The organism is Streptomyces sp. NPDC024555 (assembly GCF_055559335.1).
Window position 1 is genome coordinate 1 of record NZ_JBVHKV010000033.1, and the last position, 25,092, is coordinate 25,092.

Here is a 25,092-nt window from a genome sequence, read left to right on the forward strand (position 1 = left end):
CCCCCCCCCCACCCCCCCCCCCCCCCCCCCCCCCCCCCCCCCCCCCCCCCCCCCCCCCCCCCACCCCCCCCCCCCCCCCCCCCCCCCCCCCCCCCCCCCCCCCGCCTCTCTGTGTGCGATCGGTCACCGCATGCGGTGTCAGGCGGCCGTGCGGCCGTTCACCAGACGCGGCAGGATCCGGAAGCCGATGCCTCCGGCGATCATCGTCGCGGCGCCGACGAGCAGGAACGTGGTCTCGGCCGCACCGGTCTCGGCGAGCTCGTCCTTGCCCTTGCCCTGCTCGGCCGGCTGGTTGCCGACCGAGTCGGTGTCGGTGTTGTCCGCGCACTCGGCGCCGTCGAGGTCGACGGTGCAGGTGCCGGTGCCACCGTCGTTGGAACCGGCGCTGGCGTTGCCGGAGGTGCCGGAGCTGGCGTTGCCCGACGTGCCGGAGCTGGCGTTGCCGGAGGTGTTGGCCTCACCCGTGGTGTTGCCGGTGGTGCTGGCGTTGCCGGTGGTCTCGCCCGTGGTGGACGTCTCGCCGGTCGTGGTGGTCTCACCGGTGGTGGTGGTCTCACCCGTGGTCTCGCCGGTCGTGGTGGTCTCACCGGTGGTGGTGGTCTCACCCGTGGTCTCACCGGTCGTGGTGGTCTCACCCGTGGTGGTGGTCTCACCGGTCGTGGTGGTCTCGCCGGTGGTCTCGCCGGTCGTGGTGGTCTCACCCGTGGTGGTGGTCTCACCCGTGGTCTCACCGGTGGTGCTGGTCTCGCCCGTGGTACCGGCGGCCTGGCCCTCGTCGACGCCGCCGCCGGCGTCGCCGCCCTCGGACTCGCCCTGCGGGCCGGCCTTGACGGCGATGCCGTTCTTGTCCACGTCGGCCTTGACGGACAGGCCGCCGACACCGACATCGATACCGACGGCCTGCGCCGCGCCGGCGGCCGTGAGCGAGGCGCCCGCGGCGATCACCGCACCCGCGGCTATCCGCGCGACGCGGACTCGCGTCTTCTTTGTCATGTGCTGCTACCCCCAGTAGCTGTTCTCGTCAGTGGAGCAGCCATATGCGGGGCACGGCCGGGCGGGGTTCGCTCCGAGCGCCGGCCCACGTCGCGCCGTGGCCATGCCGCCCGCCCCCGATCACACCCGTCCCAGACATACGCATGCTGCCTTAGCACCCTGTCCAGAGTTAAGGACTACGTCAAGGCCATTCCGCGCAATGTGCCCCGTTTTGGGGAGAGTTGATCCTCATTCAGGGTCACGACTGTGACGCACTCACCACGCCTTCTGCGCAACTCGCAACGCCAACTCCCTTTCACGCCCCCCGAATGTCCGCGCGCCCCGCGGACGGGCCGTGCGGACCGGCGCGCATCCGCCCGTCCCCCGGCGTCCACTCCCGGTTCATCCCGGAGCACCAGGATGCGGACGTCCCGCACGCCCCCTCCTGCGAACCTGGTGAGATCCATGCAGAAACGAACCGCCGCCCTCGCGCTGACCCTCGCGGTCTCGGCGCTGCTGCCGGTGGCCGTACCGGCCCAGGCGGCGCCCCCGTCCGGCCGCGGCCCCGGTTCCGGCTTCTACGCGACGAAGACGCCGTACGCCCCCCAGCAGAACCCGCGCTCCTACCAGCGGGCGCCGAAGGGTTTCGTCCCCGTCTTCACGGAGAACGTGTCGCGCCACGGTTCGCGCGCGGCCTCGGACAGCGAGGACGGCGATCTGATCCTCGCGCTGTGGGAGAAGGCGCGTGCCGAGGGGCAGCTCGCGCCCTCGGGCGAGCGTTTCGGCGAGGAGACGCGGTCGCTGCTGGCCGCGATGGAGCGGGTCGGGTACGGGCAGCTCAGCGGCCGGGGCGTACGCGAGATGCGGGAGACCGCGGTCCGGCTGGAGGAGCGGCTGCCCGGACTCTTCGCGCGGATCGCGGAGCGCTCCGAGCGCATCGACGTGGTCAGCTCCGGCAAGGACCGGGCCGTCGACAGCGGGAACCTGTTCGCCGGGGCCCTCGCCGCGCGGAACCCGGCGCTGGCGCCGCTCATCGGCCCGGCCCGCACCGACCCCGACCTGCTCTACTTCCACAAGACGGCGGGCGGCGCGGAGTACCGGGACTACGTCGAGAACGACGCCCGGCTCGCCGCCACGCTCGACGCGATCACCGACCGGCCGGCCACGCGCACCGCCGCCCGCCGGGTGCTGGGGAAGATCTTCGCGCCGGAGTTCGTGCGGCGGATCTCGGCGGGCGAGTTCGCCTCCGTCGGTACGGAGGTGGAGGCGGCGCAGGCCGTCTACGCGCTCTACAGCATCGCCCCGGCCATGGCGGACGAGGGCGACTGGGACCTGTCCCGCTGGATCGCACCGCGCGAGGCCCGCTGGTTCGCGTATCTGAGCGACGCCGAGGACTTCTACGAGAAGGGTCCGGGCTTCGACGACAGCGACATCACGTACCGGATGGCGAACGTCCTGCTCGACGACTTCTTCGCGAAGATCGACGCCGCGCGGAACGGGACGGGCGGCCTGGGCGCGGAACTCCGCTTCACCCACGCGGAGGAGATCATCCCGCTGGCCGCGCTGATGGGGCTGCCCGGCAGCACGCGCCCCGTGTCGCCGGAGCGTCCGTACACCTACGCCGACAACCCGTGGCGCGGCGGTTCGGTAGCTCCCATGGCGGCGAACATCCAGTGGGACCTGTTCCGGAGCGGGAACGGCGACGGGAGCGCGTACCTCGTACGGATGCTCTACAACGAGAAGGAGACCGCCTTTCGCACGGGCTGTGTGCCGGTGACGAAGGGGAGCTACTACTACGAGGTGGACGAGCTGAAGCGGTGCCTGGGGCGCGAGGCGTCCTGAGACCGGTGGGAACACGGCGACGGGCCCGGGAGCAGGTGCTCCCGGGCCCGTCGCGGCCGGCTACTTCTCGCTCTGCTTGCGCCAGCGGATGCCGGCCTCGATGAAGCCGTCGATCTCGCCGTTGAAGACGGCCTCGGGGTTGCCCATCTCGAACTCGGTGCGCAGGTCCTTGACCATCTGGTACGGGTGCAGGACGTAGGAGCGCATCTGGTTGCCCCAGGAGTTGCCGCCGTCGCCCTTGAGGGCGTTCATCTTCGCCTGCTCCTCCTGGCGGCGGCGCTCCAGGAGCTTCGCCTGGAGGACGTTCATCGCGGAGGCCTTGTTCTGGATCTGCGAGCGCTCGTTCTGGCAGGAGACGACGATGCCGGTGGGCAGGTGGGTCAGGCGCACCGCGGAGTCGGTGGTGTTGACGCCCTGGCCGCCGGGGCCGGAGGAGCGGTAGACGTCGACGCGCAGCTCGGACTCGTCGATCTCGACATGGTCGGTCTGCTCGACCACGGGCAGCACCTCGACGCCCGCGAAGGAGGTCTGGCGGCGGCCCTGGTTGTCGAAGGGCGAGATGCGCACCAGCCGGTGCGTGCCCTGCTCGACGGAGAGGGTGCCGTAGGCGTAGGGCACCTCGACGGCGAAGGTGGTCGACTTGATGCCGGCCTCTTCCGCGTACGCCGTCTCGTAGACCTCGGTCTTGTAGTTGTGCTGCTCGGCCCAGCGGAGGTACATGCGCTGGAGCTTCTCGGCGAAGTCCGCCGCGTCCACGCCGCCGGCCTCGGCCCGGATGGTGACCAGGGCCTCCCGGGCGTCGTACTCGCCGGACAGGAGGGTGCGGACCTCCATCTCGTCCAGCGCCTTGCGGACGGACTCCAGCTCGGACTCGGCCTCGGCGAGCGTGTCCGCGTCGTCCTCGGCCTCGGCGAGCTCGAAGAGGACCCCGAGGTCGTCGATCCGGGCGCGCAGCGCCTCGGTCCGCCGGACCTCGGCCTGGAGGTGCGAAAGCCTGCTGGTGATCTTCTGTGCCGCCTCCGGGTCGTCCCAGAGGGACGGCGCGGCGGCCTGCTCCTCGAGCGCGGCGATGTCCGCCCTCAGCGCATCCAGGTCCAGGACGGCCTCGATCGACCCCATGGTCGAGGAGAGGGACTTCAGCTCTTCGGAAATATCGACGACTGCCACGGGTCCAGCCTAACGGCTGTCGGCGCGGACGTTCCTCGGGCCGCTCGATCACCGCCCCGGGGCGGTGCGGAGGGCCGGGTCAGGGGGTGGCGGGTGCCGAGTTCTCCGTGTCCTGGGGGGAGGCTCCCGCGTCGTCGCCGCCCAGGGCCAGCCAGCTGCCGGCGCCTATCGCCGCGGCGAGGACGAGGGCGGCGGCGCCGAGGGTGAGGCGGCGCTTGCGGAGGGCGGCCTGCTTGTTGCGGGCGGAGCCGGGGCGGGGGCGGCCGGGCGCGCGGGGGGCGCGGGCGGTGCCGTGCGGGCCGCCGGAGAGTTCGTCGGGGGCCGGGACGCGCATGCTGGTGTGGGTGTCCCGGTTGGAGTCGGGCGAGGAGCCCGGGACCAGGGGGACGGCACCGCGGCGGCGGGGTTCCTCGTCGGCGGGGGTGTACTGCTGTTCGTCGTACGGCTCCGGCTCGGGTTCCTCGTCCGGCTCGTCGACGTCCAGCGGCGGGATGCCGGCCAGTTGCGGGAGCTGTTCGCGCAGCCGGGCGGCCAGCTCGGAGGCGCGCAGCCGGGAGGCGGGGGCCTTGGCGAGGCACTGGACGAGCAGCTGCCAGAGCTCGTCGGGGATGCCGGGCAGCGGGACCACGGTCTCGGTGACATGGCGGCGCAGCACGGCGCCGGGGTGGCCGCCGCCGAAGGGCGTGAAGCCCGCGAGGAGCTCGTACAGCACGGTCGCCAGGGCGTAGATGTCGACGGCGGCGCGCGGCGGCAGGCCCTCGACGATCTCGGGCGCCAGATAGTCCGGCGTGCCGATGATCTTGGTGGCCTTGGTGCGGCGCGGGGTGTCGATGAGCTTGGCGACGCCGAAGTCGGTGAGGAGCGCGGGGTGGGCGTTGCCGGGGCCGAGCGGTCCCTCCATGTCGAGCAGGATGTTCTCCGGCTTGACGTCGCGGTGGACCACGCCCGCGGCGTGCGCGGCGGCCAGCGCGTCGGCGACGTCCGCGACGATCGCGACGGCGGCCTCGGGGGCCAGCCGGCGCTCGCGGTCGAGCCGGGTGCGCAGATCGGTGCCGCGCACCAGCTGCATCACCAGGGCCAGATCGTTGCCGTCGACCACGAGATCGCGGACGGCGACGACATGGGGGTGGTCGAGGCCGAGCAGGGCGGTGCGCTCCTGGACGAACCGGCCCACGAGCTCCTGGTCGGACGCGAGGTCCTCGCGGAGCAGCTTGACGGCGACGGGCCCCTCGGGTCCCTCGCCGAGCCACACCGTGCCCGCGCTGCCGCGCCCCAGGATCTGGTGGGCGGTGTACCGGCTGCCGATTTTCCGTGCCAAGACTGCTCCCTCAGCGGCTGGCGATGGACGTCGCTCCACAACCCCCGGTCGACAAAGTTACGCGGCGATCGGGGGGCCGTGTGCCGTGGATGGCACCATCCTTCGCTTCTGCGGGCGAAATGCCTCGGAATTGGTCCGCGGAAGTCGATATAGCTACAGGGTCGGGGAGCGTCCCCGGTCAGTTCCCGCTGGTTCCGGAGGTGCCGCCGCTGTCGCCGCCCAGCTTGGAGATCCAGCCGGTGACGGTGTCGACGGCGTCGGTGACCGCGGTCCAGTAGCTCTGCCCCTGGCCGATCCAGTCCTTGAGCGGGGTCAGCTCCCAGATCAGCCAGCTCGCGACGAAGAGCAGCACCAGCGTGAACAGGCAGCCCTTGAGACAGCCGAGGCCGGGGATCTTCATCGGGTTGGCGCTGCGCCGCCTCGGCTCGCGCGGTTCGCGGGGCGGGCGCTGCGCGGGCGCCTGGGGCTGCTGCGGCGGCGCGTACTGCTGCTGCTGCGGCTGGTGGTACTGCTGGGGCTGGTACTGCTGCTGGGGCGGCTGGCGGTACTGCGGCTGCTGGGGCTGCTGGTACTGCTGCTGGCGTCGCGGCTGCTGCTGCGGCGGGGGCTGCTGGCGCTGGGGGCGCCGGCGCAGCGGGTCCTGGCCCGGGTCGAGGTACTGGACCTGGGTCTGCTCGTTGCGGTCGCGGGCGGCCTGGAGCTGGGACTGCCAGGGGTGCGGTCCGTCGGGCTGCGGGGTGCCCTCGGGGCGCGGCGGGACGGGCGGCATGACCGCCGTCGGGTCGGCGTGGCCGCCGCCGGGTCCGGCGTTGTGCTGCATCACGCTGGTGGCCGCGTTGGGGTCGTACGCGCCCGCGTTGCTCGGCAGCACCTGGGTCGGGTCGGCGGCGCCGGGCGTCTCGGGCACGGCGGTGGGCGCCGGGTCGGGGGCGAGCAGGGCGCCCACCCCGTCGGCGGCGGCGATCTGCGCGGAGTTCGCGTGCACCCCGATGCCGGCGGCGACGGTACGCAGCCCGCGCGCCAGGTTCTCCGCGCTGGGCCTGCGGTCGGGGTCCTTGCTGAGGCAGCGCTCTATGACCGTCCACAGCGGGGCGGGCACGGTGCCGGGGCGGCGGGGCTCCTCGCTGAGGTGCCGGTGCAGGACTTCGAGCGCGGTGCCGCCGGCGAACGGCGGACGGCCGGTGACCAGCTCGTACAGCAGGATGCCGGCGCCGTAGATGTCGACGGCGGAGGTCTGCGGGCGGCCCTCGGCGGACTCGGGCGCCACGTAGGCGGGGGTGCCGACGAACTCGTGGGTCCGGGTCAGCCCCGGGGAGTCGGCGAGCCGGGCGATCCCGAAGTCGGTGAGCATCGGGTGCATCTCGCCGTCGCGCTCGGAGAGCAGCACATTGGCCGGTTTCAGATCGCGGTGGACGACGCCGTCGGCGTGGCTGGCGGCGAGCGCGTCCGCGATCTGGGCGGTGAGCAGCGAGGCGGCGACCGGGGTGAGCGGACCGTTCTCCCGGAGGTAGCGGTGCAGGTCGGGGCCGTCGACCAGGTCCATGACGAGGGCGAGGAGATCGCCCTCGACGACCAGGTCGCGGGTGCGCACGATGTTCTCGTGGGTCAGCCGCAGCAGGACGGAGCGTTCCCGCAGGAACCGCATCACGACGTCCGCGTCGTTGGCCAGCTCCTCCTTGAGGACCTTGATCGCCACGGTCTCGCCGGGCTCGCCGGCGACAGCCGCCTCGGCGCCCGCGGTCTCGCGCTGGCGGGCACGCCATACGGTTCCCGTGGCGCCGCGTCCCAGCGGCTCTTCGAGCAGGTACTTGCTGCCTACGGGCCGCACGTCATGCGCTCCCTGCTGGTCGTGGGGTCATGGGCCCCGGTCCGCTTCCGTCCGGAGTCGGGCCCACTCTAGTGGGGCGGCTGACGGTGTTGACCGAGTCCGGAAGGGTACCTTTTCTGCCGCATTCCCCACCATTCCCACCGCTTCTCCGGTCGTGGGGAAAGACGCCCGCCCCCGGCGGATGGTTGCCGCACACGGGTGCGAACGGACGGTTCCGGGCCGTGGCGGGAGCGCGCCGCGCGCCCCAGAAGCCCCTCGGGCCGCCCGGGGCGACCGGCCAAGGGGGCATTTTTGGGCGCACAGCCGACGTTTCAAGATCATTGAGCGGTGACCCGGGGGCGGGTTGTCGGTGGCAGGTGCGAGGATGCCTCCAGCACGACTGCGCGGTCGGGAGCCCCGCGGTGCGTGACGAACCTGTACCGGACGACGCGTCCGTGCCGGGTGGGGGGAGTTCACAGGGCGTCTCCTTCGCCGGGCACCGCGCGCAGAAGGGACCGCTGACGGCGATGCAGATCCGGCTGACCGTCCTGGCGCCGCGCAGCGGCCAGACCCCCGCGCGCGCCTGCGACGTGCTGGTCACCGCCCCCGCGGGGACGGCGCTGGCCACCGTGGCGTCCAACCTGGCCGCGTCCGTCACGGGCCCCGACGGCACCCTCGGCGGCGGCGCGGTGGTGCTGTACGCGGGCCGGGAGCGGCTCGACGCGCAGCGGTGCGCGCTCGGTGAGCCCCCGCTGGTCGACGGGGCGGTGCTCTCGCTCCAGGTGCCGGGCGAGGACGAGACCCCCGACGCCGCCGTTCCGGCCCAGTTGCACGTGATCGCCGGCCCCGACGCGGGCGGCGTCCATCTGCTGCACGGCGGACAGATCCGGATCGGCCGCTCCGCCGACGCGGACGTGCCGCTCGACGACCCCGACGTCTCCCGGCTGCACTGCGCGGTGACGGTCTCGGCGGACGGCCGGGTCTCGGTCGCCGATCTCGGTTCCACCAACGGCACGACGCTCGACGGCGCGGAGGTCCGCGACCGGCCGGTCCGGCTGGGCCCCGGTGCGCTGCTGAGGCTCGGCGAGTCCACGCTCCGGCTCGCCCCGGGCGCCCGGCCGCCCGCGCTGGACACCGCACCCGACGGGGAGGGCCATCTGCGGGTCGCCCTCGCGCCCGCGCCGCACACCGCGCCCGGCGGCCCGCCGGACGGTCCCGGCCCCGACGGCCCCCCGGAGCACGGGCGGCCCGCCGCCTCCACGGGGCACGCGCACTCCGCGGATTCCGGTGCCCCGGCCCGGCCGCACCCCGCCGCCGGGCGGGCCGGCCGGGTGCCGGACGGCGAGGCGCCCCGCCGCGGCGGTCTCGGTGCCTGGGCGCGCCGGCTGACGGGCGGCAAGGGCGATCCGGCGCCCGGAGCGGGTGACGAGGAGGCGGCTGCCGCGCCGGTCCCCGCGGCGGCGTCCGCCGCGCTCCCCTCGGCCCCCGAGGGCACCTGGCCCGATCCGGCCGCCGTCCTGCTGACCGCGCTGGGCCCGGGTCCCCGGCTCTGGGAGCGCGACACCGCGCATCCGGAGGCGCTGGTGGTCCGGCTGGGCACGACGGACCGGGCGGACCTGCCGTCGGTCCCGGTGACGGTGGGGCTGCGGGAGGCCGGTTCGCTGGGGCTGGCCGGTCCCCGGGAGCGGCTGGCGGGGCTCGCCCGCTCGGCGGTGGCCCAGCTGGCCGCGCTGCACTCCCCCGCCGATCTGGAGATCGTCCTGATCAGTACGGACCGGGCGCGCGGCGCGGAGGAGCGCCGCCGCGCCTGGGGCTGGCTGGGCTGGCTGCCGCATCTGCGGCCGATGCACGGCCAGGACTGCCGGCTGCTCCTGGCGTACGACCGCGAGCAGGCGCTCGCGCGGACGAACGAGCTGGTGCGCCGGCTGGACGAGGGCCCGCTCGGGCCGGGCTGGGCCAGTCTCGACGCCGCGACCGTCGCGGAGGCGGCCCGCGCCCACGAGGGTCCGTTCACGGTGGTCGTCGTCGACGGCGACCCCGGCTCCGCGGTCCTGCGCGAGCACACCGCCCGGCTGGCCTCGGCCGGGGCGGCCGCGGGCATCCATCTGATCTGTCTGGCCGAGACCCCGGCCGCGACCCCCACCTCCCCGGTCACGGCGACCTACGAGGCCGCGTGCCACGCCTCGATCGCCTTCCGCGAGTGCGGGGCCGTGGCCATGCTCAGCGGCGATGTGGCGACGGCCCTGCGGCTGCTGCGCACGGCGGGCGGCCGCGCCGCCGGACACGGCACGGTGGCCGCCGTGGACGCGGTCTCGGCGCACTGGGCGGAACGGTTCGGACGGGCGCTCGCCCCGCTGCGCGTGGACGGCCCCGCGGTGCCCCCGGGTCCGCGCGCGGCCGTGGCACTCCCCCCGTCCGCCCGCCTCCTGGACGAGCTGGGCCTGGCCCGCGCCACCCCGGCCTCCCTGATGGCCCGCTGGGCCTCCACGGCGGACGACCAGCCCGGCGCGGCCCCCCGCACCACGGCTGCCCCGCCCGACGACACCCCCCGCGTCGCCCCCCAGCGCTCCCCCGCGTCGGGCCGCACCCCTTACCCCCGCCCGGCACCGGAGAGCCCCGGCTCGGGGCGCACGCCGTATCCGGACGCGCCGTCGTCCGGACGTACGCCGTACCCGGAGACCCCCGGCTCGGGCCGCACCCCGTACCCGGACGCGCCGTCGTCCGGACGCACCCCGTACCCGAAGACCCCCGGCTCGGGCCGCACCCCCTACCCCGACGCACCCAGCTCCGGACGCACCCCGTACCCGGAGACCCCCGGCTCGGGCCGCACCCCGTACCCGGACGCGCCGTCGTCCGGACGCACCCCATACCCGGAAACCCCCGCTTCCGGCCGCACCCCCTACCCCGACGCACCCGGATCCGGACGCACCACCCGCCCCCGGGCGGACGGGTGGCCCGGGGAGACGCCGAGTTCGCGGACGCTGCCGGGGTCGGACACGCGGTCCTGGGGCGACGACAGGGCGGAAGGGCCGGGGGACGGGAGTGTGCGGACGGCGGGGTCCGGGCGGGCGTCGAACCGGGTGAGCGGTCCGCGTCAGGCGGACGCGCCCCGGGTGGCGACGCGTTCCGCCGCACCGGCCGCACCGGCCGCCGCCGCGCCGCCGGTCACGGCGTCCGCCGGGCGGCCGGTGGTGGTGCTCGGGGCCGGGCCCCGGGGGCCGGTGAGCGTGGACCTCGCCGAGGAAGGGCCGCATCTGCTCATCGAGGGGCCGGGCGGCAGCGGGCGTACGGAACTGCTCCGGGCGGTCGCCGCCTCGCTGGCCGCCGCCGACCGGCCGGACCGGCTGGGGCTCCTGCTGGTCGACGGGGCGGGCGGCGAGCGCGGCGAGAGCCTGGGGCCGTGCACCGAGCTGCCGCACGCGTTCACCCGGCTCGTGGCCTGCGACCCGGTCCGGATGCGGGAGTTCGCCCAGGCGCTGGGCGGCGAGGTGAAGCGCCGGGCCGAGCTGCTGGACGGGCTGGACTTCGCCGAGTGGCACAGCCGGCAGGAGGTGGCCCGGCGGATGGTCGGTCCGCGTCCCCCGGGCCCGGCCGAGCAGCGCGGTGACGTGGAGTCCTCGATGAGCGGCACGCTGCGGCTGCGGCCCGCCTCCGCGCGGACGGCCGATCCGGGCCCCTCCCCGCTGCCCCGGCTCGTCGTGCTCGTCGACGACTTCGACGCGCTGCTCGCCCCGGCCCTCGGCAGCCCGGGGCGTCCCGCCGCCGGTTCCGTCGTCCGGGCGCTGGAGGCGGTGGCCCGGGAGGGCGGCCGGCTCGGCATGCACCTCGTCGCCACCTCCGCCCGCCCCGAGCGCACGGAGGACACCGAGCTGGCCCGGGGCGCCCGGCTGCGCATCGTGCTCGACGCGCCCGTGGTGCCGCCGTCGCCGGACGAACCGGCCCCCGGCCGGGGGCGGCTGGGCCACCCCGACGGACGGGTGACACCGTTCCAGGGCGGCCGGGTGACGGGCCGCATCCCGCGCACGGCGACCCTGCGGCCCACCGTCGTCCCGCTGGAATGGGAGCGGATGGGCGATCCGCCGACCCGCCGCCCGGTCCGCGAGCTGGGCAACGGGCCGACCGACCTCGCGCTGCTCGCCAGCGCGCTGGAGCGGGCCGCCCGTTCGGTCAACGCCGAGCCCGTCGCCCCGCTGGCCCCGGCGCCCTCGTGACACCGGCCCGGGGGGCGGTCGCGGTGACGGCACGCACCCACCGCCCCGCAGTCACGCGCCGCACGGGTCCCGCCGAAGGCGTGTGCCCACCGCCCCGCGCGCACGCGCCGCGCCGTCCCCGGAACCGCCCTCCCGCAGCCGTCTCCCGGTTCGCAAACGGGTACGCGTACCCCGTCCGCGCCCCTCTGACCCCCACCGCTCCCAAGTACTCCCAATAACCCCAGACATCACACTGACCCCACGTCACGAGCCCATCACGATCAACGAGTTGGGCCCGATGACGGTATTGCGGCGCCGGTGGGCCGGGCGTAGGACTGTGCGCACAGGACGACGTGACAGAGGGCCGCACCCCCGGGATCCCGGCCGGTGCCGGTCCGCTCACGCGCACAGGAGAGACGGGGCAGGGATGCGCACAACGCTTCGGATTCGCAGGGCCGCCTTGGTGTTCACCGCCATCGGCGCGCTGGCCCTCACCGGCTGCGGCGACGACGGTGACGGCGGCAAGGACACGAAGGGCAAGGACGGGGCGTCCGAGGGCTCCGGGAGCCCGTCGGGGGTCGCCTTACCGAAACTGGACGGGGAGAAGATCTCCGTCGCGGCGGTCTGGACGGGGCCGGAGCAGGAGAACTTCGTCAAGGTCCTCAAGGAGTTCGAGAAGCGCACGGGCGCGACGGTGTCGTTCGTCCCCGCGCAGGACCCGATCGTCAACTTCCTCGGTACGAAGATCGCGGGCGGCCAGCCGCCGGACGTGGCGATGATCCCGCAGGTCGGCGCGATCAAGCAGGCCGTCGAGAAGAAGTGGGCGAAGCCGGCCGGGCCCGAGGCGAAGGCCGAGCTGGCCAAGAACTTCTCGAAGGTCTGGCAGGACCTGGGCGCGGTGGACGGCACCCAGTACGGCGTGTACTTCAAGGCCGCCAACAAGTCCCTGATCTGGTACAACGCCAAGGTCTTCGAGAACGCGGGCGCGTCCGAGGCGAAGACCTGGAAGGACTTCCTGGCGACCGCCGAGACGGTGTCCGCCTCGGGCGTCACCCCGGTCTCCGTCGCCGGCGCGGACGGCTGGACGCTCACCGACTGGTTCGAGAACATCTACCTCTCCCAGGCGGGTCCGGAGAAGTACGACCAGCTGGCCCAGCACCGGATCAAGTGGACGGACCCGTCCGTCAAGGACGCGCTGACCACGCTCGCGCAGCTCTTCGGGAAGCCCGCCCTGATCGCGGGCGGTGCCGACGGCGCGCTCCAGACGGAGTTCCCGGCCTCGGTCACCCAGACGTTCACCGGGGGCGACCAGCCCAAGGGCGCCATGGTCTTCGAGGCCGACTTCGTCGGGATCAACATCGCGCAGACGAAGGCGAAGATCGGTACGGACGCCAAGGTGTTCCCGTTCCCCGCGGTCGGCGCCGAGTCCCCCGTGGTGACCGGGGGCGACGCCGCCGTGGCCCTGAAGGACAGCAAGGGGGCCCAGGCCCTGCTGACCTGGCTGGCCTCCACGGACGCGGCGAAGATCTGGGCCGAGCAGGGCGGGTACATCTCGCCGAACAAGGCCCTGGACCCGGGCGCGTACCCCAACGAGGTGCAGCGCACCATCGCCAAGGCGCTCATCGCGGCCGGTGACGACGTCCGGTTCGACATGTCCGACCAGGCCCCGCAGTCGTTCGGCGGGACGCCCGGCAAGGGCGAGTGGAAGACCCTCCAGGACTTCCTGAAGAACCCGAAGGACATCGCGGGGACCCAGGCGAAACTGGAGTCCGACGCGGCCAAGGCGTACAAGAGCTGACGCGATGACGACAGCCGCAGCGGGGGGCGCCGACGAGGCGCCCTCCGCCGACAGACAACCGTCCGGCGGGGACCGCGTCCCCGCCCCCAGGGCGCCCTCGTCCGGCGGCCGGTCCGGTCCGCCCGGCCCCGGCCGCACCGCCCGGAGCGTCACCGGCACCCGTAAAGCCGTCGCGGCGGTGTTCCTGCTGCCCGCGCTGGTGCTGCTCGGCGCGCTCGTGGTCTATCCGATCGTGTACTCGGTCTACCGGTCGTTCCTCGACCAGTCGGGCACCGGGTTCGCCGGGTTCGACAACTACCGGACGCTGTTCACCGACGACACCATCCGTACGGCGGTCAAGAACAACGCGGTCTGGGTGGTGTTCGCGCCGACCGTCTCCACCGCGCTCGGGCTGATCTTCGCGGTGCTGACCGAACGCATCCGCTGGGGCACGGCGTTCAAGCTGATCGTCTTCATGCCGATGGCGATCTCGATGCTGGCGGCGGGGATCATCTTCCGGCTGGTCTACGACCAGGCGCCCGAGCGCGGGGTCGCCAACGCGGTCTGGGTGGGCGTGCACGACACGTTCAGCGAGTCGGCGGGCTTCCCCAAGGCGCATCCGCTCCCCGTCCATCCGCTGAAGGCGGCGGGCGGCGGCGCGTTCGTGACGAAGACGACCGTACGGGCCGGGCAGCCGGTCCAGCTGCCCCTGGTCGGGGTGCTCCCGGCGAAGATGCCCGGCGACGCCCGCCCGGCCAGGGCGCCGGAGCCCGCGTCCGACGGGGAGATCACCGGCACCGCCTGGCTGGACTTCACCAAGGGCGGCGGCGGGAAGCCGAACGTCATCGACGCCCGGGAGCTGGGGCTCAAGGGCATCGAGGTGGAGGCCGTCAAGGACGGGAAGGTCGTCGCCACCGCCAGGGCGGGCGCCGACGGGGTGTTCACCCTGCCCGCCTCGGCCGACGGCGCCGAACTGCGGCTGCCCGCCTCCAACTTCCGGGAGCCGTACAACGGTGTGGACTGGCTCGGCCCGTCCCTGGTCACGCCCGGCATCATCGGCAGCTACGTCTGGATGTGGGCGGGCTTCGCCATGGTGCTGATCGCGGCCGGCCTGGCCGGACTGCCGCGCGAACTCCTGGAGGCCGCCCGGGTCGACGGGGCCAACGAGTGGCAGGTGTTCCGGCGGATCACCGTGCCGATGCTCGCACCGGTGCTCGCCGTGGTCCTGGTGACCCTGATGATCAATGTGCTGAAGATCTTCGACCTGGTGTTCATCATCGCGCCCGGTTCCTCGCAGGACGACGCGAACGTGCTGGCGCTCCAGCTCTACCGCTCCTCGTTCGGCACCGACGCGGACCTCGGCGTCGGCAGCGCCATCGCCGTACTCCTGCTGCTGCTGGTGATTCCGGTGATGCTGTTCAACATCAGGCGGATACGGAAGGAGGGGCGCCGATGACGACGCCCTCGGCCACGGCCGCCCCCGCCGGACCGGGCGAGGCGCCCGCCGGCCCCGTGAAGGAACGGACCCCGTTCGCGGCACGGCTGGCGGCCCGCGCCGCCGGCGGTGCGATGCGGGTCTTCCTCGTCCTGGTGGCCCTGTTCTGGCTGATGCCGACCATCGGGCTGCTGCTCTCCTCGCTGCGCGGCGCCGACCGGATCGCGGCCTCCGGCTGGTGGAAGGTCTTCACCGCCCCGTCCGAGCTGACCCTGGACAACTACTCCCGGCTGCTCGACAACTCGGCGATCACCGACTCGCTGTTCAGCACCGTCATGATCACCGTGCCGTCGACCGTCCTGGTCGTGGTGATCGGCTCGCTGGCCGGATACGCCTTCGCCTGGATGGACTTCCCCGGCCGCGACTGGTGGTTCCTGCTGGTCGTGGGGTTGCTGGTGGTGCCGGTGCAGGTGGCGCTCATCCCGGTCTCCAAGCTCTTCGGCGAGGTCGGGATCTTCGAGACCACCTTCGGGGTGGTCCTCTTCCACACGGCCTTCGGCCTGCCCTTCGCGATCTTCCTGCTGCGCAACTTCTTCGCGGAGATCCCCCGGGAACTCCTGGAGGCGGCCCGGCTGGACGGGGCGGGCGAGATCCGGCTCTTCACCCGGGTGGTGATGCCGCTGGGCGGTCCCGCGATCGCCTCGCTCGGCATCTTCCAGTTCCTCTGGGTGTGGAACGACATGCTGGTCGCGCTGATCTTCGCGGACTCCGACTCGCCGCCGATCACCGTGGCGCTCCAGCAGCAGGTACGGCAGTTCGGCAACAACATCGACGTCCTGGCGCCCGGCGCCTTCGTGTCGATGGTCATCCCGCTCGCGGTGTTCTTCGCCTTCCAGCGCCAGTTCGTCTCCGGCGTGATGGCGGGCGCCGTCAAGTAGGCGGCCGGACAGGCGGGGCGGGGGCGGTCTCCGGGATGCCCGGGGCCGCCCCCACCTGGCGTTTCGCGGGGGCGGCGGGGCCGGCGTAACCCTGTCACTCCTTCGGGCGTTTATGGGGTGTCCCCGGCCGAGAAAGAGACCGTATGCCCCGCCTGAGTGTCATCATCCCCGTCCGTCGCGCCCGGGGCAGTCTGCGCGCCTGCCTGGAGTCGGTGCTCGCGCAGTCGTTCACGGACATCGAGGTGATCGGTGTCGACGACGCGGCACCGGACGGTTCGGGGCTGCTGCTCGACGAGTTCGCCGGACGCGACGACCGGGTGCAGGCCATCCACCTCCCCGACGGGGCCGGCCCCGAGGGGTGCCGCAACGCCGGTGCCGAGCGGGCCGTCGGGGACTATCTGCTCCATCTGGAGGCGCACTACGTCCTCCTGCCGGGCGCGCTGGGCGCCGTCGCCGGCCGGCTCGCGGAGGCGGGCGATCCCGATCTGCTGCTGTACGGCCACCACAAGCGGCCCTTCCGGGGCCGGCCCCGGCCGAGCAGGTCGCTGGAGCTGCTGGGCGGGCTCGACGACGGCCCGCTGACCGGGCCCGAGCGCGCCGGGCTCCTCGACATCGCCCCGGTCCCCTGGAACCGGGCCGTGCGCCGCTCGCTCCACGAGGGCGAGAAGCTGAGCTTCGGACCGGGTCCGCACGGGGAGCGGATGTACGCCCTCCAGACCCTGGCGGCGGCCGAGTCGGTGGCCGTCCTGCCCGTCGCCTGCGTCGAGCACCGCCAGCAGCGCGGCATCCCGGGGCACGGCGAGGAGGAGGCACCCGGTGCCGCCCCCGCCGGGCTCGTCGAGGCGTACACCGGGCTGATGGAGTTCCTGCGCGAACGCCCCCGGCTGGAGCCCGTCCGGCCGCTGCTCTTCGAACGGGCCGTCCAGGAACTGCTGTCGGGCTATCCCGCGGTGCGGCGCGGACGGCGGCGGTACGTGCGCGCGGTGGCCGCCTTCCACCGCGCCCACCGCCCGGAGGGCTTCCGCTTCCCGGGCGGGGCGCGCGGGCTGCGCCCCCGGCTGATCGGCGGCGGGAAGTACGCCGCGCTCGGCGGCCTCGACGCGGTGCTCGCCGTGCGGCGCGGGCTGCGCGCCGCCCCGGACGCCGTCCGGGGACAGGCCAGGCGGACCCTGAGCAAGCGGTACTACTGGTGGCAGCGCACGCGCTCGCTCGACCCGGGCCTGGCCGTCTACGCCGCGTACTGGAACCGCGGGGTGAGCTGCAATCCGGAGGCCGTGTTCCGCAAGGCCCGGGAGCTGGCCCCGGGGGTGCGCGGGGTGTGGGTGGTCTCGAAGAACCAGGTGGACACGGTCCCCGAGGGCATCGACCACGTGGTGCCCGGCACCCGTCGCTACTGGTCCGTCATGGCCCGCGCCACGTACTTCTTCAACAACGTCAACTTCCCCGACCACGTGGTCAAGCGCCCCGGCCAAGTCCATGTGATGACCCATCACGGGACCCCGCTGAAGATCATGGGCCTGGACCAGCAGGACTACCCGGCGGCCGCGCAGGGGCTGAACTTCGACCGGCTGCTCAAGCGGATCGACCGGTGGGACTGGAGCGTCTCGGCCAATCCGCACTCCACCGAGGTGTGGGCGCGCGCCTATCCGGGCGCCGCGCGGAGCCTGGAGACGGGCTATCCGCGCAACGACGTGCTCGCCGCCGCGACCGGGGACGACGTGCGGGCCGCCCGCGAGGCCCTGGGCCTGCGCCCCGGGCAGCGGGCCCTGCTGTACGCGCCGACGCACCGCGACTACGAGGCCGGGTTCACCAGCCGGCTGGACCTGGAGCGGTTCTGCGCCGAGGCCGGGCCGGACACCGTGCTGATGGTGCGCGCGCACTACTTCTACGGGGACACGGGGCTGCCGGAGCACCCCTCGGTCCTCGACGTGAGCGACCACCCCCGGATCGAGGAGCTGTGTCTGGCGGCGGACGCGCTGATCACGGACTACTCGTCGGTGATGTTCGACTACGCCCATCTGGACCGGCCGATCGTGGTGCACGCGCCGGACTGGGAGACCTACCGCACGGTGCGCGGGGTGGTCTTCGATCTGCTGTCGGGCCGGCCGGGCGAGACCCCGGGCCCGGTGGCGACGAGCACGGAGGAGCTGGCCCGGATCTTCCGGGACGGGGAGTGGGACGGCCCGGAGAGCCGGGAGCTGCTGGCGGCGTTCCGGGCCCGGTTCTGTCCGTACGGGGACGGCCGCGCCGCCGAGCGGGTGGTGCGCCGGGTGCTGCTGGGGGAAGAGGTCTGACCCACGGCCGGGGGGGGGGGGGGGGGGGGGGGGGGGGGCGCCGGGGGGGGGGGGGGGGGGGGGGGGGGGGGGGGGGGGGGGGGGGGCCCCGGGCCGCCCGGGGGGGGGGGCCCCCCCCCGGCCCCGCGCGCCCCCCCCCCCCCCCCCCGGCCGTGGCGGCGGGGCGGGGTCAGCGTTGCTGGCCCGCCATGACCGTGATCAGGCCGACCACCACGAGCAGCGAGCCGCCCCAGGTCCACATCGAGGTCCGCTCGTGCAGCACCGTCGCCCCGGCCCCCACGATCAGCAGATAGCCGAGGGCGTTGAACGGATAGGCGAGCGAGAGCGGCACCGTGGCCAGCGTCGACATCCAGGCGAGCGCGGAGACCGCGAAGACCACCAGACCGATCACGACCCAGGGGCTGGTGGCGGCGCGCAGCGCGACCGAGGTGCCGTCCCGTCCCGCGGCGGTCGCGGCGCTCCTCATCCCGTGCTTGAGCATGATCTGCCCGCCCGCCGAGGAGAACACGGCGAAGAGCAGCAGGAGGAGACTGGAGAGGGTCAAGGCCTTGCTCCTGACGGCGGCCCGGGGCGCGGAGTCCGGGGCGCGGGTGGGTTCGGGGATCGCGGGCTCAGACGCCGACCCGGTCGCCGGGGACGTACTGTCGGTTGAGGATGTCCTGAACATCGACGTGCTCTCCAGCGATGATCGTCTCGGCCGCGTGCGGGGTGAGCAGGGCGACGTGCTGATAGCCGAACAGCGTCGGCCGGATCCGGGTCAGCAGCCGCGACACCCCGCCGAGGACCGAGGCGAGCGGCCCGCGTCCCAGCAGGGACCAGAACGGGGCCCCGGTCGAGGCGAGGTCCAGGACGTCGTAGCCCGCGTCGCGGACGGTGCGGCGCAGGCTGGCCCGGGTGAAGAAGCGCAGGTGCGTTTCGTCGAGGATGCCCCGGCGGTCGTAGCCGAAGGCGCCGACGGCGACCCGCATGCGGGAGTACCAGTGGCTGAAGTTCGGTACGGAGAGCAGCACTTCGCCGCCCGGCCGGAGCACGGTCGCGATCTCGGCGAGGACCCGCTCCGGGCGGGAGAGGTGCTCGATGACGTCCCCGGCGACCACGTAGTCGAAGCCGGTGCCGATCTCCGGGGGCAGCCCCTCCTCCAGATCGGCGAGGTGGAAGTGCGTACAGCGTTCACGGACGCCGGACACCTCGACGTAGTCGACGCCGGTCACCTCGTGGCCGAGGGATTCCAGGCGCTGGGCGAACAGCCCGCCGGAACAGCCGAGGTCGAGGACCCGGCCGGGCGGCATGGTGCGCATCTTCTCCAGGATGACCGCGTGCGAGGAGCCGTCGCCCTCCTTGAAGGCGTACTCGACGGGCTTGGGGATCCAGGCGCAGGTGCCGAACCCCTTGACGGCCAGCCGGTATTCGAGGACGTCCTTGACGACGTCCTTCGCGTATTTCATGCCGTTGACGTAGCAGATCTCGTCGCCGTAGTACGTGGGCACGGGGATCTCCTTGATCCGCATGCCGGCGTCGAGGAGCTGGACGATGATCTGGGTGTCGAAGTCGAAGGCGTCGGTGTTCCGGTCGACGGGCAGTTTCTTGAGGGCCTCGACGCTGTAGGCGCGGTATCCGGAGTGGAATTCGGTGAGATCGGATCCGAGGAGCCGGTTCTCCAGCCGGGTGAGAATGCGGTTGCCCAGCCATTTGTACATCGGCATACCGCCCTTGCGGGCTCCGCCGGATTTCATCATCCGGGAGCCGAACACGGCCTCGCATTCGCCGTTCTCGATGGGGGCGACCATATCGGGGAGGAATTCGGGGGCGTACTGCCCGTCGCCGTGCAGCAGGACGACGATGTCGAGTCCGTGGGCGGCGGCGAGGGCGTATCCCGCCTTCTGGTTTCCGCCGTAGCCGAGGTTCTTGGTGTGGCGCATGACCACGGTCCTGGGCATTCCCTCGGCCTGCGACCAGCGGCAGCCCGCGGTGAAGGTGGCGTCGTGGCTCGCGTCGTCGAGGATGAGGATCTCGTCGATCCGGGACCGGAAGTCCTCCGGGATCCGGTCGAGGGTCTTCTCCAGCGTTGTCTCCGCGTTGTACGCGACCACCAGGATGCCGATCCTGGGGCTCGGGCTTTCCTTCACGGGGCGTTCTCCTGTTGTGCTCGGTGCGGTTCGGGGACGGGCGGTGGCGTGGTCGTGGGCTCGGAAGGGGTGAGGGGAGCGGCTCGGTGCGCCGGGGTCAGCGGGCGGCGGAGCGGGAGGGCTGTGCGGTGCGGGGCGGGGACGGTTCCGCCGGGCCGGAACGGTTCTCCGGGCCGGTGGCCGGGGGTGCGGTGAGGAGGCCGTGGATGCCGGTGGCGAGTCCCGCCGCGAGGACGAACCAGCCGGCGGCGCCCAGGTAGAGCACCGGTTCGCTCCAGCGCACGGGGGAGCGTCCGCCGTAGCCGAGGACGGCGGTCAGTCCGGCCACGGCGTTGAACGCGAACCCCTCCCAGGGCCCGAGGACGAACATCGCGGCCGCCGCCCAGGTCAGGTACTGGAGCCCGGAGGCGGTGGAGAGCAGGAGCAGCAGGCCGAGCGTGGCGGCGGTGACGCCGGGCAGCTGGTCGGGGCGCAGCACCGCGAGCCGGACGCCGACGGCCACGCAGACCAGCACGAAGAGGAGGTGGCCGCTGCCCTGCATGAAGGTGACGGCGGCCTCCGGCAGCCCGAGGACGTCGGCGAACCGGATCAGTCCCCAGAGGTGGTAGGAGCCGCCGGTGTAGTCGAGGACGTTCTCCTTGAGGTGGCGGGGGACGGTCACCAGGACCGGCCCCCAGACCACGGCGATCACGGCGGCGAACCCGGCGGTGAACCGGAGCGCCGCCGGCCGGCCGCCGCGCAGGGCGGCGACGAACAGGGCCGGGAGAGCCACGACGGGGACGAACTTGACGCTGATCGAGAGGGCCGCCGCGATCCCCGCCGCCAGGGGTGACCTGCGGTCGGCGAGCAGATGGGCGGCGGCCAGCGCGCACACGACGGCGACCGCGTCGGTGTTGCCGTGGTAGCCGGAGGTCGCGAGGAGCACCGGACTGAGGGCCACCCCGGCCCCGCACAGGACGGCGGTGCCGAGACGGGCGCGGCGGCGGACGATCTCGAACACGAGCAGCGCGCAGCAGAAATCGGCGAGCGAGGCGGGAAAGCGCATCAGCGTGGCGAACGACATGCCGTGCTCGGAAAGGGCGTTCAGTCCGAGCAGCATCCAGCCGGCCAGGGGCGGATGGTTGTAGACGGGGAGTCCAGGGAGTGGTTCCTCGTAGATGCGGAGGGGCCCGTACACCGTGAGCGCCTTGGCGAATCCCTGGAAGAAGCGCACATCCGCGGGTCCCGGTGAATGCGCGGCGATGAGCATGCGCGTCAGAAGACCGACAGCCGCGACGGCCGACACCACGGTCCTCGCCCGGCGCACGCTCCCGTTCTCGCCCCGCGTTCGGATACCCATGAAAACAGAACGTAGCAACCCGGCGACGCTAAGCAACGCACCGATGAACAGACTTGTCCGGGCAGTCGCTCGCATGCCTGCGCATCGGTGCAAACGCCGCCGGGCCGGAATCACCCGAACGGTTCAGCCAGTTCGGACCGTGTGTCCGTCAACGCGCGGGCGCACGGGCTCACTCGGCCGGTGCGAGCATGCGGTCCACCACGCGGGCGGCGGCCCTGCCGTCGTCCAGATCGCAGAAGTCGCGCCGGAACGCCTCGTACGCCTGGGCGTGTCCCTCGGTGGCCCGGACCGGATCGCGCAGCGCCTCGACGAGGGCGGCGGAGTCCGCGATCAGCGGGCCCGGGGCCCGGGACTCGAAGTCGAGGGCGAAGCCGCGCAGGGTGTCGCGGTAGTGCTCCAGGTCGTAGGTGTGGAAGAGCATGGGCCGCCCGGTCTCGGCGAAGTCGAAGAGCATCGAGGAGTAGTCGGTGACCAGCGCGTCGCTGATCAGCAGGAGTTCGGCGGCGTCCGGGTAGCGCGAGACGTCGCGGACGCGTCCGGTGCCGGAGTCGGGGAGCCGGTCGGTGACGAGGTAGTGGCGGCGCACCAGCAGGACGGTGTCCGGGCCCAGCGCGCGTTCGGCGGCGGCGAGGTCGAGCCGCAGGTCCATGGGGTAGCGGCCGCCGTTCTTCGGCAGGTCCTCGCGCCAGGTGGGGGCGTAGAGCACCACCCGGGCGGTGTCGGGGATGCCGAGCGAGGCGCGTACGGCGGCGGCGACCTTGGCGCGGTCCGGGGCGTGGAAGAGGTCGTTGCGGGGGTAGCCGCACTCCAGGATCTCGCCCTCGTAGCCGAAGGAGCGCCGCAGCACGGGGGTGGCGAAGGTGTTCGGGGAGACCAGGAAGCTCCACTGCCGGGAGCGGTGCCGCAGGGTGGCGATGTACGCGCGGTTGGCCCGCGCGGTGTCGGCGAGGTCGAGGCCGATGCGCTTGAGCGGGGTGCCGTGCCAGGTCTGGACGACGGTCTGGCCCTGCCGCCGCTCGAACCATTCGGGCAGCTGGGTGTTGGTGACGACGTACCGGCTGCGGGCCAGCGCCTCGTACCAGGCGGCCGATCCGTGCTCCACGGTGTCGGCCGAGGCCGGGACGCGGGCCTGCCCGTCGCGGACGACCCAGACATGGCCGAGTCCGGTCCCCCGGCGGGCCAGTTCCTCGTGAACGGCGCGCGGCGAGTCGGAGTACTGCCGGCCCTCGAAGCTGGTGAACAGCACGGTGTCGCGCAGGGCGGCGGTGCGCTGGGCGGTGTGGGCGGCGGTGAGCAGCCGCCGGGCGCGCGGCCCGCGCTCGGCGGCCGTCAGCGGCGGTGCGCAGCGCAGCAGCAGCTGGTCGTGGTAGCGGCGTTCGATGGCGTACGTGCGGCCCGCGAGGGTGCGGGCGGCGGGCAGGGTGTGGTGGACGGCGGCGGGGAGCCGCAGGGCGGTGTCGCGGCTCTCGTCGGTGGCGCCGCGTTCGCGGAGGAAGAAGTACCAGTTGCCCTCGCCGAGCGGCAGCGCGCCGCCGCCGCAGACCTCGACGGCGTCGGGGCGCAGTTCGGCGGCGAACCGCCGTTCGCCGCCGGGTCCGGTGAAGGTGACGGGCAGGACGGTCTCCTCGTGGTGGCCGCTGTGCCGGGCCACGAGGACGACGGGCCGGGCGGTGTCCTCGGGGAAGGTGCCCTCCAGGAGCAGCCTGCCGTCCTGGGTCCAGGCGGCCAGGTCGACGACGGGCTGCACGGGGCGGTCGCCGATGAGCAGATTGCCGCGCGCGCTGACGGTGAGCCCCAGCTCGCGCGGTTCCTCCCCGGCCGGGACGATCGGATAGCGGCCGGGCGGTACGGGGCCGGGGACGTCGAGCGGCGTGCGCCGCCCGCCGGGCCCGACGAGATGCACGCTGTACGGGAGGCCGGCGCGGGGTCCGGTGTCCGCCGGGCGGGCCTCGCCGAGGGCGGCGAGCGGGAGGGCGGCGGTGAAGCGCCGCCAGCCGGTCCGGGCGGGTGCGGCGTCCTCGTGGACGGTGACGGGGGCGTCGAGGGCGGCTCCGGAGGCGCGGTGGGTGAGGCCGAGCCGCAGCTCCCCGTCGGCGAACCGGGCCCTGACCATGCCTTCGACGACGACGGCGGGCGCCCCGTCGGCGTCCTCGCCCGCGTGGTGGCTCTCGAAGCGGGCGTCGACGCGCTCGGCGTGCAGGACCAGGCGGTCGGCGTCGAAGACGGGCACGATGCGGTGGTCGCCGTCCGGGCGGTGGACGGGCGGGGCGACGGAGGCCTCGGTGGTGGCGGGCGCGGCGCGGCGCAGGAGGCCCTGGCGGGCGGCGCCGATCTCCAGGCGCCAGGTGACGCGGTCGACGGGCCCGTCGGGGGCGATGCGGATCCGGGCGGGGTCGAGCACCGCCTCGAAGCCGGAGCGGTCGTAGTCGTGGAGGCTCTGCCGGGAGCGGGCGGTGGCCTCCGGTTCGGTGGTGCGGCGCAGCCGCAGCGGGACGACCTGGCGGCGCCCGGCCCGCAGCCAGCCGGCCCGGAACTCCGCGCGGCCGGAGCCCGCGGGGAGGTTGCGCAGATAGGCGTATCCGCCGAGGTGGAGCTTGCCGTCCCGCCAGGTGACGTCGCGGAGCCGGGCGACGAGCGGCAGGTCGCGGTCGGCGACGCGCAGCACCCGGTCGGGGACCGGGCGGGTGAGCGCCGGGTGGACGGCCCGGCGGCGGCGCAGTCCGCGTACGGCGAAGGCGCCGGGTTCGCGCCGGTCGAGGACGAGCACGTCCAGCAGTTCCTCCAGACGGCGTTCGCGCACCAGGTGCCACATCAGCCGCAGCCGCAGCGGGAGGGCGTCGAGGACCGCGGGGTCGACCTGGCCGAGGAAGGCGTTGGCGCGGTCCAGGAAGGCCTCGCGGTAGGCGTCGTCGCCGTCGGGCAGGACCTCCATGAAGTACCAGAGGTCGTTGGCGAGGGCGTGTGCCTCGTAGTGGTTCTTGTCGGCGGGGGTGTGGTGCTCGGCCAGGAACTCGGACACTCCCCGGACATGGGCGACGCGGTCGCGGACACCCCGGACGACGGCCCGGCCGGCGGTGATGGAGCCGGGGCGGTCGCGCCAGTGGTAGACGGGGTCCTTGAGGATGTCGACGGAGGACGCCAGGAAGTGCGCGGGGAGCACGACGGGGATGTCCTCGTAGAGCGCGCCGACCGGGAAGGCGAAGGCGTGCGCGTCCCAGAAGGAGCGGCGGAAGACCTTGTTGCAGGCGATCCGGTCGCCTGCGAGGACCCGGTCGCGGGTGATGTGGGTGCGCAGCCGGGTGGTGGCCATGGGCGCGCGGAACATCGGTGACTGCACGAGCCGGCCGCCGGTCCGCAGCCGCAGCACATTGCCGGAGGCGAGGTCGGATCCGGTCTCCTCCAGGGCGCCGAGCAGCCGTTCGTACGCGCGCGGCGGGACGATGTCGTCGCTGTCGACGAAGGCCAGGTAGCGGCTCTCGGGGTCGCAGTGGCGGACGCCGGTGTTGCGGGCGTGGCCGAGTCCGCCGTTCTCCTGGCGGACCAGGCGGAAGCGGTCGTCCCGGGCGGCGAAGCCGGCGGCCAGGGCGGCGCTGTCGTCGGTGGACCCGTCGTCGACGATCACCACGTCGAGGTCGGTGACGGTCTGCTCCGCGAGGGACCTCAGGCAGTCCGTGAGGAAGGGTTCGACGTTGTAGACGGGGACAACGACACTGAGCCGTGGCGGCATGGCGGACACGTCCGTTCATCGGGGGAGCCTGGCGATCCGTAGGGCTCAACCCCGTGTACGGCCGGGGGTCACCGGTAACGGCCCCCGACGGGTGACGGCGCGCGCATGCGTGCTGACGGCGGACGGCGGCCGGAGGTGTCCGGTGGGTGAGGGTGTTCGG

General features: G+C 73.8%; 14 protein-coding genes. 6 read left to right on the plus strand and 8 right to left on the minus strand.

The window, feature by feature from the left end:
- Positions 1-138: 138 nt before the first annotated feature.
- Complete coding sequence (locus tag ACZ4FH_RS35395) at positions 139-993, minus strand: hypothetical protein (RefSeq protein WP_385113607.1); 855 nt, start codon at positions 991-993, stop codon at positions 139-141.
- 444 nt (positions 994-1,437) lie between these two features.
- Here ACZ4FH_RS35395 and ACZ4FH_RS35400 point away from each other — a divergent pair, with 444 nt between their 5' ends.
- On the plus strand, positions 1,438-2,814 hold the full coding sequence (locus ACZ4FH_RS35400; RefSeq protein WP_467310030.1) for a histidine-type phosphatase: 1,377 nt from the start codon (positions 1,438-1,440) through the stop codon (positions 2,812-2,814).
- Between the two features lie 60 nt (positions 2,815-2,874).
- Here ACZ4FH_RS35400 and prfB read toward each other — a convergent pair whose 3' ends face one another.
- The 3 genes from prfB to ACZ4FH_RS35415 all read right to left on the minus strand — a co-directional run bounded on the left by prfB (position 2,875) and on the right by ACZ4FH_RS35415 (position 7,127).
- Positions 2,875-3,981, minus strand: coding sequence for a peptide chain release factor 2 (gene prfB / locus ACZ4FH_RS35405; protein ID WP_383640969.1), 1,107 nt, complete (start codon positions 3,979-3,981; stop codon positions 2,875-2,877).
- 79 nt (positions 3,982-4,060) lie between these two features.
- Positions 4,061-5,299 (minus strand): serine/threonine-protein kinase, encoded by a 1,239-nt coding sequence (locus tag ACZ4FH_RS35410; RefSeq protein WP_383640971.1) that lies wholly within the window; start codon positions 5,297-5,299, stop codon positions 4,061-4,063.
- Between the two features lie 178 nt (positions 5,300-5,477).
- The gene (locus tag ACZ4FH_RS35415) at positions 5,478-7,127 is read right to left on the minus strand and encodes a serine/threonine-protein kinase (RefSeq protein WP_467310033.1); all 1,650 of its coding nucleotides are present in this window, start codon (positions 7,125-7,127) and stop codon (positions 5,478-5,480) included.
- A gap of 506 nt (positions 7,128-7,633) precedes the next feature.
- On the opposite strand from ACZ4FH_RS35415, the gene ACZ4FH_RS35420 reads away from it, so the two are divergent.
- From ACZ4FH_RS35420 to ACZ4FH_RS35440, 5 genes are all read left to right on the plus strand, one after another.
- Positions 7,634-11,317: an FtsK/SpoIIIE domain-containing protein gene (locus ACZ4FH_RS35420; RefSeq protein WP_467310109.1), complete on the plus strand. Its 3,684-nt coding sequence runs from the start codon at positions 7,634-7,636 to the stop codon at positions 11,315-11,317.
- 406 nt (positions 11,318-11,723) lie between these two features.
- Positions 11,724-13,094: an ABC transporter substrate-binding protein gene (locus tag ACZ4FH_RS35425; RefSeq protein ID WP_467310035.1), complete on the plus strand. Its 1,371-nt coding sequence runs from the start codon at positions 11,724-11,726 to the stop codon at positions 13,092-13,094.
- 4 nt (positions 13,095-13,098) lie between these two features.
- Positions 13,099-14,529 (plus strand): carbohydrate ABC transporter permease, encoded by a 1,431-nt coding sequence (locus ACZ4FH_RS35430; RefSeq protein WP_467310037.1) that lies wholly within the window; start codon positions 13,099-13,101, stop codon positions 14,527-14,529.
- Entirely contained in the window at positions 14,526-15,446 is a 921-nt protein-coding gene (locus tag ACZ4FH_RS35435) for a carbohydrate ABC transporter permease (RefSeq protein WP_467310039.1), read from the plus strand. Before ACZ4FH_RS35430 ends, ACZ4FH_RS35435 begins: the two co-directional genes overlap by 4 nt.
- Before the next feature lie 143 nt (positions 15,447-15,589).
- Complete coding sequence (locus ACZ4FH_RS35440) at positions 15,590-17,740, plus strand: bifunctional glycosyltransferase/CDP-glycerol:glycerophosphate glycerophosphotransferase (protein ID WP_467310041.1); 2,151 nt, start codon at positions 15,590-15,592, stop codon at positions 17,738-17,740.
- Positions 17,741-17,909: 169 nt separating this feature from the next.
- On the opposite strand, the gene ACZ4FH_RS35445 is transcribed toward ACZ4FH_RS35440, so the two are convergent.
- The 4 genes from ACZ4FH_RS35445 to ACZ4FH_RS35460 all read right to left on the minus strand — a co-directional run bounded on the left by ACZ4FH_RS35445 (position 17,910) and on the right by ACZ4FH_RS35460 (position 24,941).
- Entirely contained in the window at positions 17,910-18,284 is a 375-nt protein-coding gene (locus tag ACZ4FH_RS35445) for a DMT family transporter (RefSeq protein ID WP_467310043.1), read from the minus strand.
- A gap of 67 nt (positions 18,285-18,351) precedes the next feature.
- Complete coding sequence (locus tag ACZ4FH_RS35450) at positions 18,352-19,866, minus strand: methyltransferase domain-containing protein (RefSeq protein WP_467310045.1); 1,515 nt, start codon at positions 19,864-19,866, stop codon at positions 18,352-18,354.
- Positions 19,867-19,963: 97 nt separating this feature from the next.
- On the minus strand, positions 19,964-21,205 hold the full coding sequence (locus tag ACZ4FH_RS35455) for a glycosyltransferase family 39 protein (RefSeq protein ID WP_467310047.1): 1,242 nt from the start codon (positions 21,203-21,205) through the stop codon (positions 19,964-19,966).
- Positions 21,206-21,374: 169 nt separating this feature from the next.
- Positions 21,375-24,941 (minus strand): bifunctional glycosyltransferase/CDP-glycerol:glycerophosphate glycerophosphotransferase, encoded by a 3,567-nt coding sequence (locus ACZ4FH_RS35460; RefSeq protein WP_467310049.1) that lies wholly within the window; start codon positions 24,939-24,941, stop codon positions 21,375-21,377.
- Positions 24,942-25,092 lie beyond the last annotated feature (151 nt).

Bases quoted from the DNA above. Each gene is read 5' to 3' on its own strand.
- ACZ4FH_RS35430 (WP_467310037.1), top strand. From the start codon at position 13,099: ATGACGACAGCCGCAGCGGGGGGCGCCGACGAGGCGCCCTCCGCCGAC.
- ACZ4FH_RS35425 (WP_467310035.1), top strand. From the start codon at position 11,724: ATGCGCACAACGCTTCGGATTCGCAGGGCCGCCTTGGTGTTCACCGCC.
- ACZ4FH_RS35455 (WP_467310047.1), bottom strand. From the start codon at position 21,205: ATGGGTATCCGAACGCGGGGCGAGAACGGGAGCGTGCGCCGGGCGAGG.
- ACZ4FH_RS35440 (WP_467310041.1), top strand. From the start codon at position 15,590: ATGCCCCGCCTGAGTGTCATCATCCCCGTCCGTCGCGCCCGGGGCAGT.
- ACZ4FH_RS35435 (WP_467310039.1), top strand. From the start codon at position 14,526: ATGACGACGCCCTCGGCCACGGCCGCCCCCGCCGGACCGGGCGAGGCG.
- ACZ4FH_RS35420 (WP_467310109.1), top strand. From the start codon at position 7,634: ATGCAGATCCGGCTGACCGTCCTGGCGCCGCGCAGCGGCCAGACCCCC.
- ACZ4FH_RS35400 (WP_467310030.1), top strand. From the start codon at position 1,438: ATGCAGAAACGAACCGCCGCCCTCGCGCTGACCCTCGCGGTCTCGGCG.
- ACZ4FH_RS35395 (WP_385113607.1), bottom strand. From the start codon at position 993: ATGACAAAGAAGACGCGAGTCCGCGTCGCGCGGATAGCCGCGGGTGCG.